The organism is Chryseobacterium daecheongense (assembly GCF_003729955.1).
Classification (GTDB): Bacteria; Bacteroidota; Bacteroidia; order Flavobacteriales; family Weeksellaceae; genus Chryseobacterium; species Chryseobacterium daecheongense.
Window position 1 is genome coordinate 65,330 of record NZ_RJTX01000004.1, and the last position, 13,498, is coordinate 78,827.

10 protein-coding genes are annotated in these 13,498 nt (G+C 35.6%); 7 read left to right on the forward strand and 3 right to left on the reverse strand.

Annotated elements, in window-relative coordinates:
• Positions 1 to 157 precede the first annotated feature (157 nt).
• A complete protein-coding gene (locus EGI05_RS13650; protein WP_123263607.1) occupies positions 158 to 733 on the reverse strand; it encodes a TetR/AcrR family transcriptional regulator in 576 nt (191 codons plus the stop codon).
• A 380-nt stretch (positions 734 to 1,113) separates the two neighbouring features.
• Here EGI05_RS13650 and clpB point away from each other — a divergent pair, with 380 nt between their 5' ends.
• The 7 genes from clpB (at position 1,114) to EGI05_RS13685 (ending at position 9,114) form a co-directional block, all read left to right on the forward strand.
• Positions 1,114 to 3,708: an ATP-dependent chaperone ClpB gene (gene clpB / locus EGI05_RS13655; RefSeq protein WP_123264371.1), complete on the forward strand. Its 2,595-nt coding sequence runs from the start codon at positions 1,114 to 1,116 to the stop codon at positions 3,706 to 3,708.
• A 231-nt stretch (positions 3,709 to 3,939) separates the two neighbouring features.
• A complete protein-coding gene (locus EGI05_RS13660; protein WP_123263608.1) occupies positions 3,940 to 4,941 on the forward strand; it encodes a zinc metalloprotease in 1,002 nt (333 codons plus the stop codon).
• A gap of 162 nt (positions 4,942 to 5,103) precedes the next feature.
• Entirely contained in the window at positions 5,104 to 5,667 is a 564-nt protein-coding gene (locus EGI05_RS13665; protein ID WP_123263609.1) for a hypothetical protein, read from the forward strand.
• Positions 5,668 to 5,682: 15 nt separating this feature from the next.
• Positions 5,683 to 6,363: a hypothetical protein gene (locus EGI05_RS13670; RefSeq protein WP_123263610.1), complete on the forward strand. Its 681-nt coding sequence runs from the start codon at positions 5,683 to 5,685 to the stop codon at positions 6,361 to 6,363.
• Between the two features lie 107 nt (positions 6,364 to 6,470).
• Entirely contained in the window at positions 6,471 to 7,127 is a 657-nt protein-coding gene (locus tag EGI05_RS13675) for a sensor histidine kinase (protein ID WP_228428618.1), read from the forward strand.
• On the forward strand, positions 7,124 to 7,765 hold the full coding sequence (locus EGI05_RS13680; RefSeq protein ID WP_123263612.1) for a response regulator transcription factor: 642 nt from the start codon (positions 7,124 to 7,126) through the stop codon (positions 7,763 to 7,765). The genes EGI05_RS13675 and EGI05_RS13680 overlap by 4 nt, the downstream gene beginning before the upstream one ends.
• 344 nt (positions 7,766 to 8,109) lie before the next feature.
• Entirely contained in the window at positions 8,110 to 9,114 is a 1,005-nt protein-coding gene (locus tag EGI05_RS13685) for a zinc metalloprotease (RefSeq protein WP_123263613.1), read from the forward strand.
• 56 nt (positions 9,115 to 9,170) lie between these two features.
• On the opposite strand, the gene EGI05_RS13690 is transcribed toward EGI05_RS13685, so the two are convergent.
• A complete protein-coding gene (locus EGI05_RS13690) occupies positions 9,171 to 11,033 on the reverse strand; it encodes a M1 family metallopeptidase (protein ID WP_123263614.1) in 1,863 nt (620 codons plus the stop codon).
• A 95-nt stretch (positions 11,034 to 11,128) separates the two neighbouring features.
• Positions 11,129 to 13,498: an outer membrane beta-barrel family protein gene (locus EGI05_RS13695; RefSeq protein WP_123263615.1), complete on the reverse strand. Its 2,370-nt coding sequence runs from the start codon at positions 13,496 to 13,498 to the stop codon at positions 11,129 to 11,131.

Genomic DNA, 13,498 nt, shown 5'->3' on the forward strand with positions numbered 1-13,498 from the left:
GTAAATTTAAAAAGAATTTCTTTCTCCACAAAATTTTTATGATTTTCGTCACATTTTAAATAGTTCTAAATAATGATCTGATTTATTAGCTGTTTGCCATTCCGAACTGAACCTATGCAGTAAGAAGTCTGCTTCTTCCTTCGTCAGAATGACAAAGTTATTTCTGATTTCCTAAAAGACCGTAAAGAATTTTGTCCCTGATTTCATCAGTGATTTCAATAGTAGATTCAGTATTTCTTTTGAACCAGAAATAGGAATTATTAAGGGTATGAAGAATAAATCTGGTGGTGAAAACCGGTGATTTCAATTCCCAATTTTGAGCGTGGTAAATTTCTGAAATCAACTCCTCAACTTCTAACTGATATTTTTTTCGCAGCTCAACAAACTCCGAAAGTCTTTCTTCCAGATGTTTCCATTCATTGGAATAGATATGGGTAACATCCGGATTTTTAAGAACAACCGACAAATGCTTATCAATTAATAAATTCAGCTTTTCTTTAGGAGCAATCTCTGTATTTTTTACCGCCTGAAGCTCAACAAAGAAATCTTGTGCAATACCAAAACATATCCATTCCAGAATTTCTTCTTTAGAACGAATATGCGCATACAAGGACGCTGCCTTAATGTTCAGCTTGGTAGCAAGATCCCGTACTGAACTTCCCACATAACCTTTCTCTTTGAAAAGTTCTATTGCTACCTCGAGTATTTTCTTTTGTTTTTCCTTAAGCTCCATTTGATAATTGCAAAAATAGCTATTCTCATCGAAATTGAAGAATAAGTTTTTACTAGCTCATTAAATTAAGAATCTACCAACATTCCAAGGAAGGAAGGAAGGAAGGAAGTGAATGAAAGACTGAGTTACATAAAGTCACATCATTTTATAGTAAATTTTCACAATTCGGAAATTTTGTCAAGTTAATTTTACGTTAAAAATATAAAATTCGGAAATTTTGTCCTATATTTTTGTAAATTTAATAATTGAACGGTTTTTGTGATACGCTACTCGAATTAAATGATAAATAATTGATGGCGTTAAGAGACTAAGCCTGAAAATTTAGTTTCTTAATGTTTTTTGGAAAATTAAACAGTGAACTAATCAACATTACTATAAATATGAACTTAAATCAATATACCGTAAAATCACAGGAGGCCATCCAGGCAGCACAGCAGGTTGCTATGGAATTCGGCAACCAAAGTATTGAACCTCAACATATACTTGAAGGGATCTTTCAGGTAGATGAAAATATTTCGCCTTTCTTATTAAAAAAATCTGAAGCAGATGCCCAATTAGTAAGAGAGCGCAACCGTGAAAGCATTGAAAAACTCCCAAAAGTACAAGGAGGAAACATTTACCTTTCACAATCCGCCAACAAAGTTTTGCTGGACGCACCGAACATTGCTAAAAAAATGGGTGATGAATATGTGACCATTGAACATTTATGGCTCTCTCTTCTGGAAACCAATTCAGAAGTATCCAAAATACTGAAAGATATGGGCGTAACCAAAAATCTTCTGGAAGGCGGAATTAAAGAATTAAGAAAAGGAAGCAAAGCAACTTCCGCAAGTTCGGAAGAAACTTACCAATCCTTAAATAAATATGCTAAAAACTTCAATGAATTAGCAGCAGAAGGAAAGCTTGACCCGGTAATCGGAAGAGATGAAGAAATCAGAAGGGTATTACAGATTCTTTCAAGAAGAACCAAAAATAATCCTATTCTAATCGGGGAACCTGGAGTTGGTAAAACTGCGATCGCAGAAGGAATTGCCCACAGAATCATCAGTGGTGACGTACCCGAGAACCTGATGGATAAAACTTTATATTCATTGGATATGGGTGCCCTGATTGCAGGAGCCAAATATAAAGGGGAATTTGAAGAACGTTTGAAATCCGTAGTGAATGAAGTCATAAAATCTGACGGACAGATCATTCTTTTCATTGATGAGATCCACACTTTAGTGGGAGCCGGAGGCGGTGAAGGTGCAATGGATGCAGCCAATATCCTGAAACCTGCTTTGGCAAGAGGAGAATTAAGAGCCATCGGGGCAACCACTTTAAATGAATATCAAAAATATTTCGAAAAAGACAAGGCTTTAGAAAGACGTTTCCAGAAAGTAATGGTGGAAGAACCGGATACTGAATCTGCGATTTCTATTCTTCGTGGAATCAAAGATAAATATGAAGCGCATCATAAAGTAAGAATTAAGGATGAGGCTATTATTGCTGCAGTAGAAATGTCGCAAAGATATATTTCAGACAGATTTTTACCTGATAAAGCCATTGACCTTATCGATGAAGCTTCCGCTAAGTTGAGAATGGAGATCAATTCCAAGCCTGAAGAGCTTGATGTATTAGATAGAAAGCTGATGCAATTGGAGATTGAATTAGCTGCTATTTCAAGAGAAGGAAATCAGACCAAGATCGATCATTTGAAAGAAGACATTGCCAAGATTTCTGAACAAAGAAATGAGATCAATGCCAAATGGCTGAAAGAAAAACAAAAATCTGAAGATTTAACGCAGATTAAAAAAGATATTGAATCTCTGAAGTTAGAAGCGGAAAGAGCTTCAAGAGCAGGAGATTATGCAAAAGTTGCGGAGATCCAATATGGTAAGCTTCGCGAAAAAGAAGAAGAATTGAAAAAGGTGGAGCTTGAAATGCAAAATCATCAGAATGAGCTGATCAAGGAAGAAGTTACTGCCGAAAACATTTCGGAAGTGATCGCCAAGTGGACTGGAATTCCAGTAACCAAGCTTTTACAATCCGAAAGAGAAAAATTATTACATCTTGAGACCGAGCTTCATCACAGAGTCGTGGGCCAGGACGAAGCAATCCAGGCTGTGGCAGATGCGATCAGAAGAAACAGAGCCGGCTTAAGCGATGAGAAGAAACCCATCGGATCCTTTTTATTCTTAGGAACAACCGGTGTGGGTAAAACAGAGCTGGCCAAAGCTTTGGCAGAGTTTTTATTTGATGATGAAAACAATATGACGCGAATTGATATGAGTGAATATCAGGAACGTCACAGTGTTTCCAGATTGGTAGGAGCGCCTCCGGGATATGTTGGTTATGATGAAGGCGGGCAACTGACGGAAGCCGTAAGAAGAAGACCTTATTCCGTAGTGCTTTTAGATGAAATTGAAAAGGCTCACCCGGATGTATTCAATACCCTATTGCAGGTATTAGATGATGGCCGTTTAACAGATAACAAAGGACGCGTTGTGAATTTCAAGAATTCCATTATCATTATGACCTCTAATCTGGGCTCTCATTTGATACAGGAGAATTTTGAAAATATCACAGAAGAAAACCAAGACGAGATTGTAGATAAAACTAAGGTTGAAGTCTTTGATCTATTAAAGCAGACCCTGCGTCCCGAATTCCTGAACAGGATTGATGAGGTGGTTTTATTCCAGCCTTTAAGAAAAAAAGAAATCGGAAAGATCGTTCAATATCAATTGAGAGGCTTTAATGATATGCTGGCCAAACGAAATATCATTATGACAGCTACTCAGGATGCTGTAGATTATTTGATGAATAAAGGGTATGATCCTGTTTTCGGTGCAAGACCCTTGAAAAGAGTAATCCAGCAGGAAGTTTTAAATAAATTATCCCGAGAGATTCTGGCAGGAAATATTAATGATGGCGACAGAATCACTTTAGATTATTTTGAAGAAACAGGGCTGGTTTTCAGACCAACAGAAAAATAAAGTAGTTTTTTTTCATATATATTATTTTTGTAGATAAGTGTTTCAGACAAAATCTGAGACACTTATTTTTTTAAAATGATTAATTTATTTCTATAAAATAAAAATTAACGAAATAACATTAAAACATCCTATTTAATGGATTTAACATAACAAAAAGAGCAAAATGTTAAAATTCACCCAACAAAGAATTATTTTTTCTATATTCGTTTTTCAAACCAAAAAAAGTGTTTTATGAAAAAATTATTATTTGGAGCTTTAATCGCTCTGGTAGTTTCATGTAACAATGAAAACGAAACAAATTCTCCCCAAAATTCTAATGCTGAACAGTCTGGCATGGTCGCAAGCAAAGGTGCCTTTTGCGGCTCGGACATTGTAAGACAAAAACTCTTATCTGAAGATCCTGCCGCCATGCAGCGTATGCTTCAGCTAGAGAACAAAACCGCTGACTTTATTGAACAGAAAAAACTAGGCAGAGTACTGGCCGATGGAAGTGTTGAAATTCCAGTTATTTTCAATGTTCTTTACACCAATTCCACCAATAATGTTTCGGATACGAGAATCAATTCACAGATTGATGTTCTGAATAAAGCATTTGCCTCTACTCATGCTGATGTTTCCAGTATTCCTGCCGAATTTCAACCTGTAAACGCAGGAGACACCAAAATTAAATTCAGATTGGTACAAATCAATAGAAAATCAACAACTAAATCGAATTGGGCTCCGGATGACAAAATGAAGAAATCCACTACCGGAGGAGTAAACGCAACAGATCCAACAAAATATTTAAATATCTGGGTGGTAGATTATATGCCGTATCAAACCGGATATGTTCTTGGATATGCAACTTTCCCAGAGTCAGCAGGTCTTTGGAATGACGGAGTGGTAATGATGGACGAATATGTTGGAGCAGGTGGCCCAGTTTCCACTCACAATAAAGGAAGGGTAACCGTACACGAAGTAGGACACTATCTAAACCTGAGACACATCTGGGGTGATGCCAATTGCGGAAACGATTTAGTAGATGACACTCCACAGCAGATCACTAACCACAGAGGAGTTCCATCCTATCCTAGATATGAAACCTGCGGAGGTGTATCCCGTTCTGTAATGTTTATGAACTATATGGATTATTCTGATGAAACCACCTTATTCATGTTCACCAAAAAACAAAATGACAGGATGCAGGCTACTGTTTCAGCTTCAGGACCAAGAGCTGGCTTAAGAATCTTATAATATCTCTTCTTTTAATAACAAAAGTCCCCGATTATCGGGGATTTTTTTATTGCTACCAGTCAATCCGTAAAATCACGGATAATAAACAGGAAAAACACGTGTCGTATTACGTGAAATTTTCACGACCTTTGCGTTAAGAAACACTATTATAAAACTAACATTATGAAAACAAAACCAACCTTAGAAAGTGGAACATTGGATCCAATCATTAGTCTTAGCACAATACCAGCAACACTTATTCAAACCCTGGTAGACAATTATCGTAATTCTCAACTTGCTACAATCAACACCAACCTTAATATGAATGACGCTCATTCAATATGGTTTAATCTGGCAACATTGAAGAAATTTATTGCTGATATTGAATCTGAAACTCAAAAAGTAAACCCTGATGCTTCAGAGAATGATCTTGGAATACGATTTTATTATGCTGCTTATCCTTCAGCGGAAAACTGGGATCTGATGGAAAACCAACCAATTGGAGAGGAATATGCTGGAAAACATACCTTAGTATTAGTTCCAACTTTGAAAAGAGCTAATGAAGAAGGAGAATTTTTAGATTACGATTTTAATCCTTTACATCAGGAGAGCTATAAAAATAATATGGTTCCTTTAGGGTTTACATCAAATGCAGACGGCGATACTCCTCTATCAGATGATGATGCTTTAGCGCAGAACCACGGACAGCTTATTCCTCCTTCATCAACAGTTGTACAAATGTATTAATCTATATAAAAGTTAATGGACCTAAGTAATTTTCAACTTTTCTTAAGCAATAGCGGTCTTTTTTTTGAAGGCTTTGCCGCAATCATAGCCCTAGTATACTACGGAAGCGTAAAAAGACAATATTGGAAGTATTTTGCATTTTATTTAGTCATTATATTTTTATGTGAAGTTTTAGGAAAATGGGGAGTAAACTGGATTACATTTTCAGATCCGGCTATTGAAAAAATCAAAAAAGCGATCTATTATAACTATTTTGTAATTCCACTTCAGTTTATATTTTTTTACTGGTTATATGGAGCAAAATCATTAAAAAACAATCGAATATTCTGGATCTTTTCATTATTATATGTACTCTCATTTATTCCCAGCGAGCTTTATTTTAAAGAAAGTAAAATAGTATCTTCATTTAATTACACTTTCGGTTGCCTTCTTTTAATGATCATGGTAATCCTGGAGTATTATAAGCAGATTAATTCCGAAGATATTATCAGTTTTCATAAAAACAGGATGTTTTATATTAATTTAGGAGTTACTCTTTTTTATATTGGCACCCTTCCTTTCTTTACATTTTATGAACTTTTATATAAAGAGAGTCCTGAAATCTGGAGCATCTATTACAGCTACTATCAAATCTCTCTTCTTCTTATGTATTTACTTTTCTCAATTTCATTTATATGGGGAAAACAGAGCTCTTAATAACACTGATCTTATTCAACATATTTTTTGTGTTGTTTGTGGTGGCCGTTTTTGTATACATTAAAAAATATAAACAACGGAAGAAAGAATATTTAAATGAAATTCAATTGAAAAACGAAGCACATCAAAGAGAACTTCTCGCAACGCAGCTGGAAATTCAGCAAGCTACCATGCAGCAGATCGGCCGCGAACTTCATGATAATATTGGCCAAAAATTAACTCTCGTAAGCCTGTACACCCAGCAATTATTGCATGAAAACAAAGTTCCCCAAGTAAGCGAAACCATTGAACAGGTTTCCCAGATCATCAATCAGTCACTTCAGGATTTGAGAAGCCTTTCAAAAACTTTAACAGACGACAATATAAATCAAAAGGAAATCGTAACTTTAATTCAGGAAGAAGTAGACAAAACCAATGCTTTTAAAAGATGTAAAGTAAGCTTTGATCACAATTTTCAGCAATTGGATCTTGGATTTGTTCATAAGAATGTTCTTCTCAGAATTACACAGGAATTTATTCAGAACAGCATGAAACATGCCCGCTGTAAGAATATTTTCATCAATCTGAATACATCTGAAGAATCTCTTTGGGAACTAAAAATCCATGATGATGGTGTGGGATTCGACAGATCTAAAATCACCTCCAACGGAATAGGACTGACGAATATGAAGAACAGAGCCGAAATCATTGGAGCTGATTTCAGCCTGGATAGCCAGAAAAATATGGGAACCACCCTTAATATCATTTTAAAAAGACAGCCATGAAAAAAACTATAGTCATTGTTGACGACCATGTACTCATAGCCAAAGCTTTAGAAGGGATTATTGATAATTTCAAAGATTTTGAAGTCATTTATGTCTGTGAAAACGGAAAAGACCTGATTCAGAAGTTTGAAAACAACAGTAAAATTCCAGACATTATTCTTTTAGACATCAGCATGCCGATTATGGATGGTTTCGAAACCGTTCTATGGCTTAAGGAACATCATCCCAACATTAAGGTAATGGCATTAAGCATGCAAGGTGATGACAAGAGCGTTATTAAGATGATCAAAAACGGAGCAAAAGGTTATTTATTAAAAAATACACACCCTAAAGAGTTGGAAAATGCGCTTACCAAGCTTAACTCGGATGGTTTTTTCTATCCGGACTGGGCATCCAAGATAATATTTTCCAATCTTAACAATGATAAGGAAGCGGAAAACGCTGTAAGAATTTCTGATCGTGAAAAAGAATTTTTAAAATATACCGTAACGGAACTTAGCTATAAGGAAATTGCTGATAAGATGTGCTGCAGCCCAAGAACCGTTGAAAGCTACAGAGATCAGCTTTGTGAAAAACTGGATTTAAAAACCCGTGTAGGACTGGCTGTTTTTGCCATCAAAAACGGATTTGCAAGCTAAACTTCAAATAAATCAAAATAAAAACGGCCCGGATTTATCCGGGTTTTTTCTTTACCAAAGAAACTCAGCACACATGTACAATTACAAACAACTCAAATAAAAGCCAATTTTAATCAATTATATTTAACTAAAAAATCAATTATGTGAAAATATTTAAAATGATAAAACAATTTCATTAAATGCCAAATATTAAATAAAACACAATTATTCACAAAATAAATTACACATTGCATAATATTTTTATAAAATACATGGTAATTTATCAAATAAAACGCAAAAATATATTGTACAGTAATTTCAAATAATATAAATTCACATTCTGAAATTTTACAAAATAACAGTCTATGAAAAAATTATTATTTGGAGCTCTAATGCTAGGCTTCGTAACTGCTTGTAACAGCGACAATGTTACTAACCCAACTGAAAACCCGGCCAACCAGGAAGCAACTTCGGGAGATATCGCTGCAAGAGGCTGTGCTTCTGAAGACATTCGTAAAGAAGCTTTAAAGAACAGTCCTGAATTGAGACAAAAATTCGCTAATCTTGAAGCCAATACTGAAAAATTCGCTGAGGCTATTAAATTGGGAAAAGTCCTGGCTGATGGCTCAGTGGAAATTCCTGTGGTAGTAAATGTAATCTACAAAACTGCTGCTGAAAACGTTTCAGACGCAAGAATCGCTGAACAAATTGCTGTGTTGAATGCTGATTATGGCGGAACCAACACAGACATCAATAAAATCCCTTCAGAATTCCAAACAGTAAGCGCAGGTGATACTAAGATCAAATTCAGATTAGTAAATACGGTAAGAAAGTCTACGACAAAAACAAGCTGGTCTACCAACGATGATATGAAAAAAGCATCTAAAGGTGGTATTGATGCTACAAATCCTACCAACTATTTGAACATTTGGGTAGTAAGTAAAATGACCAGCCAGGGAAGGACTATCCTTGGATACGCTACATTCCCTGAATCATCAGGATTATGGAATGATGGTGTAGTAATTGCAGCGCCATTCTTCGGAAAAACAGGAGCATCATCTCCTTTCAACTTGGGAAGAACAGCAACACACGAAGTTGGACATTACTTAAACCTAAGACACATTTGGGGTGATGCGAACTGCGGTAACGACCTTGTTGCAGACACACCTACTCAGACTACTGCAAATTATGGAAAACCTACGTATCCGTTATACAATACTTGTAGTGGAGTTCAAAGATCTGTAATGTTCATGAACTATATGGACTATGTAGATGATGCAGCCATGTTTATGTTCTCAGGAGGACAAAAAACAAGAATGCAGTCTGTAGTAGATGCTTCAGGAGCAAGAGCAGGATTAAGAGTCCTTTAAGATTAACTAATACACAAAATAAAAAGCCTGGACATGTCTAGGCTTTTCTGTATTTATTAAAATGTTTTCACATTGTCTTCCGGAGTATAATCCATAAAAATACCACCTTCCAAACCAACAGACTTTATTTTCTTCTTAATAGGAATAGTTAAACTTGACTGCTTTTGATCCTTTTCCCATAACGCCGGCGAAAAATGAAGTTTTTCGACTGCTCCGTCTGCATAGGTAATATAAGCATCAAAAGGAATGGCAAAACCTCCCACATTATCAATATTCACTGTAAGAAGATTGTTTTCCTGGGCAATTGCCGTAATTTTCAAATCTATATAGTTATTCGTATAAAACCAATTATTCCAAAACCAATTCAGATTTTTACCGGACCCTGCATTCATGGAGTAAAAATAATCCCACGGAATCGGATGTTTCCCGTTCCAGTTCCCCATATAATGGTGTAATGCTTTTTTAAACAATTCATCCCCAAGATAATCCTTCAAAGCAAGATACGACAGAGAAGCTTTTACATAAGAGTTATTTCCATATCCTGCACCACTTACCTGCGTGCTCATTGTAATAATAGGCTGATCCTGTTCAGAAGAAGGGTCATTGATCCATCTTTTTACCCTGAAATTCTGGTAAAAACGTTTAGCTGCGTCCTCTCCGTTTTCATCAATCCCTATTAAATATTCAAGTGTAGTAGCCCAACCTTCATCCATAAAGGCATAACGCGTTTCGTTGATTCCCATGTAGAAAGGAAAATAAGTGTGGGCAATTTCATGATCTGCTGTCAATCGGGCATCCTGAAGATCATCAGGAATACTTGTATCGTTGATCATCATAGGATATTCCATATCCGCATATCCCTGAATAGCTGTCATTACATTATAAGGATATTCCACACCCGGCCAGTTTTTCGAGAACCAATCCAGATTATAGCGCATCCAGTCTACATAATGTTCAAAATCTTTTGCTCCTTTTGTATATCCTGCCTGAACACTTGTTCTTTTTGTTTTCAATTGAACACTTGCAGCATCCCAAACATAATGATTACTTAAAGCAAAGCAAAAATCGGTAATATGATTGGCTTTAAATTTCCAGATATTCCATTTATTCTGTTGAGTTACTTTTCCGGATCTCATTTCCTGTTCATTCGCAATATGTATTACCTCATCGCTTTTCAGGGAAGCTTTATATCGCTTTAAATATTCAGGCTGAAGCACATCATCCGGATTCAGAAAATCACCGGTTGCCCAAACTACGTAGTTTTTAGGAGCCGTAATTGCAAAAGAATAATCATTAAAATCATTGTAAAACTCCTGCCTGTCAGAATGCGGAAGCATATCCCATCCATTGTAATCATCATAGACGGAAATTCTCGGAAAAGAATATGCCACATAAAATGTTTCCGGATCAATTTGTCCCTCTCTCCCACTTTGAACAGACAAAGGATATTCCCATTCTATTTTAATTTCAGATTTTGATTTTGATTTTATAACCTTATTGAGCTTTATTTTTTCAACCGTTCCCCAGCTTTCACTATCAACCTCATACTTTTGACCATCCACAATAAAAGATTTGATATGTAAACCGGACGACAAAAAATCTTTAGAGACAAAACCAGATCTTGGAGACTGTGGCTTATGCAGATTGTTCACGAATCTTATTGCAAGCTCATGTAAATCATTGGGACTGTTATTGGAGTACACTATTGTTTCTTTTCCAGAAACAGTCTTAGTATTAGCATCCACTTTCACTTCAACGTTATATATTCCTTTATTCTGCCAGTAATTTTTCCCTGGAGCTCCGGAGATATCACGGGTTCCATTCTCATATGCTTTTTTAATATTACGGGGCATATACAACTCCTGTGCAGAAAATTGCCAAGAGGCTAAAGCCAACAATCCTAAAAGGAATTTCTTCATTTTTTCAAACTTTAAATGAATTCAAATTTAGAAAAAATTCACAGATTGCACCTGTTCCGTATCATCTGAATAATAAATTTTAATTAAAGTTATTTTTACATTCTGCCTTGTTCTTCAACTTTTTTAATTGTTTTGGTATTTTTTACAGATTGATTGCCAAAATTAAATTTCAGCGAAACCGTAAAACTCTGAGTATCTCTATAATCCATGAAAAAATTATCCTGATTGGCATATTTTGTACTGATTTTTTCCCGTGAAGTTCTAAAAATATCATTAAATAAAAGGCTTGCTTCCAATTTTTTGTTAAAGAACTTTTTATTCATGACCAAATAAGTGGAAGAAGATCCTGAGATACTGAAAGTCCCCTGTATGGAAGGAGAATAATACCGATGCCCAGTTTCCAGTTTCCAATCACTGCTTTTGTCTAATATGAAAACTACAGAGACATCCGAAAACCAATTCCAGACTTTATTCTTATACAACACATTATCTACCCCAATGAAATAATTTTCCGCATATTCAAAATTTTCAGATAAACTTATATTCCACCAAGGCTTAATCTTAAGATTTTTGTATAAACTCAGACCAAACGTTTGCCCTTTTTCAATATTGGTATAGTGATAAATAAGGCTATTGGTACTCGGCTCCTGAAGTGAAATTTCCATCGATGGATTAATTTCTTTGTTGTAATAAAGATCAAAATTCCATTCCTTCCAGGTGTAAGTAAAGTTAAAATTATGAATAATGGCAGCTTTAAGTTTTGGATCCCCCTGATAATATGAAAACAGATTATAATATGACTTTGCCGGGTTCAGCGAAGAATACGATGGTCTGCTGATCCGTTTCCCGTAGGACAGTCCAAACTGATGGTTGTTGCTTGTGGAATATTGTATATAAAGGGTGGGAAATAACTTCCAGTAGCTGTCCTTATTTACTTCATAAGGCTCTGATACAACTCCTTCCAAATCTGTTTTTTCTGCACGCAGGCCGGCTTTAAAATTCCATTTTCCGGGGTTATAGGCCAGTGAGGTGTAAAGGGCAAAATTATGTTCCTTATAATTAAAAGTATTGCTTTTATCCGGCCTGTATTGTAATTCCCCATTGTTATTATCTGAAAAATCAAGCTGATTGCGGGTTTTTACAAAGCTGTACTTGGAACCTGACTCCAATTGCCACTGGTCATTCTTCCATTGGTAATCTGCCTGTGTAGAATATAATTGGACATTATTTTTATTCTGATTTATAAAGTTGTTTATTTCCGGAGACTGGTTGATAAAATTAAGATAGGTTAGCACATTCTGATACCTCATAAGATTATTGCTGGCAAAATAGCCTGTCCATGTCAGTCGGCTTTTTTCATTTATTTTCCTGTCTGCCTGAAAGCTCAATGTATTATTAATGGAACGTGAATGATGATCATTAATGGTAGTATAATCAGACTCAGCAATATTTTGAGCATTGTAGATCAAAGTAGGAACATTATAGATCCCGTATGATTTTGGACTGAAATATCCGGAATAGTTCAGGCTGATATTTGTAAGACTGTCCGCTTCATATTCCGCATTGAAATTCAGTGTATTCTGACCTTTGTTCCGGTCTTTCCTGTTCATGGTACTCACCCACCTTGTCTGATCTTCCACATAATATACATGATCTGTTCCTTCTCTGTAATAAGTACCACGAGCTAAGTTATAACTTCCCATAACCGAAAGTTTATTTTTCTTATAATATTGAGAAACCCCTACAGCTCCTTTTGCATATTGGGTTTGTATATATTTCGAAGAAAAAATGCCTCTGTAGCCTTCTATAGTATTTTTTTTCATCACAATATTTAATATCGCGTTTCCGGATGCTTCATATTTTGCAGGAGGATTCGTAATGACTTCCACAGATTTTAATTCTTCACCCTGAATGTTTTCTAGAAAATTCTTAAGCTCATCCCCTGTAAGCATTACTTTTTTATCATTAATTGTCACAAGAATACTTGTACTTCCTTTGATTCCTAATACATCGTTATTTGCTGTTACTCCCGGTGTCTTTTTCAGAATTTCCCAAACATTGAGGGACGTAATATTGCTGTTTTCAACATTAAATTCCAGGCGATCTATTTTACGTTTTACCAAAGGTTTTTGTTTTGTAAGGGTTACTGCCTGAATATCCTGTGTCTCTTTTTTCAAAATAAGGATAAGAGGTACATCTTGCTTTTCAGGATTAAAAACTTTTTCCAACCTGGCATATTCTAAATCATTCACAATCAATTTAGCAGAATCCCCGGTAATACCTTCCAATACAAAATTGCCATGACCATCTGTGATTAATGTTTTTATCAATTTATTCTGAGAGTCATAAACTTCAACAGCCACCTGAGGAAGTTTTTCCTGCCCAATATTTATAATTGTCCCTTCTATCCTTTTCTGTGAAAACACCAGTATCGGGAAACATATAAGAAGAAAAATTTTGTACAT

Excerpts from the sequence above, each read along its gene's own strand:
- clpB (WP_123264371.1), top strand. The coding sequence starts at position 1,114 with ATGAACTTAAATCAATATACCGTAAAATCACAGGAGGCCATCCAGGCA.
- EGI05_RS13660 (WP_123263608.1), top strand. The coding sequence starts at position 3,940 with ATGAAAAAATTATTATTTGGAGCTTTAATCGCTCTGGTAGTTTCATGT.
- EGI05_RS13670 (WP_123263610.1), top strand. The coding sequence starts at position 5,683 with ATGGACCTAAGTAATTTTCAACTTTTCTTAAGCAATAGCGGTCTTTTT.
- EGI05_RS13680 (WP_123263612.1), top strand. The coding sequence starts at position 7,124 with ATGAAAAAAACTATAGTCATTGTTGACGACCATGTACTCATAGCCAAA.
- EGI05_RS13685 (WP_123263613.1), top strand. The coding sequence starts at position 8,110 with ATGAAAAAATTATTATTTGGAGCTCTAATGCTAGGCTTCGTAACTGCT.
- EGI05_RS13695 (WP_123263615.1), bottom strand. The coding sequence starts at position 13,498 with ATGTACAAAATTTTTCTTCTTATATGTTTCCCGATACTGGTGTTTTCA.
- EGI05_RS13665 (WP_123263609.1), top strand. The coding sequence starts at position 5,104 with ATGAAAACAAAACCAACCTTAGAAAGTGGAACATTGGATCCAATCATT.
- EGI05_RS13690 (WP_123263614.1), bottom strand. The coding sequence starts at position 11,033 with ATGAAGAAATTCCTTTTAGGATTGTTGGCTTTAGCCTCTTGGCAATTT.
- EGI05_RS13650 (WP_123263607.1), bottom strand. The coding sequence starts at position 733 with ATGGAGCTTAAGGAAAAACAAAAGAAAATACTCGAGGTAGCAATAGAA.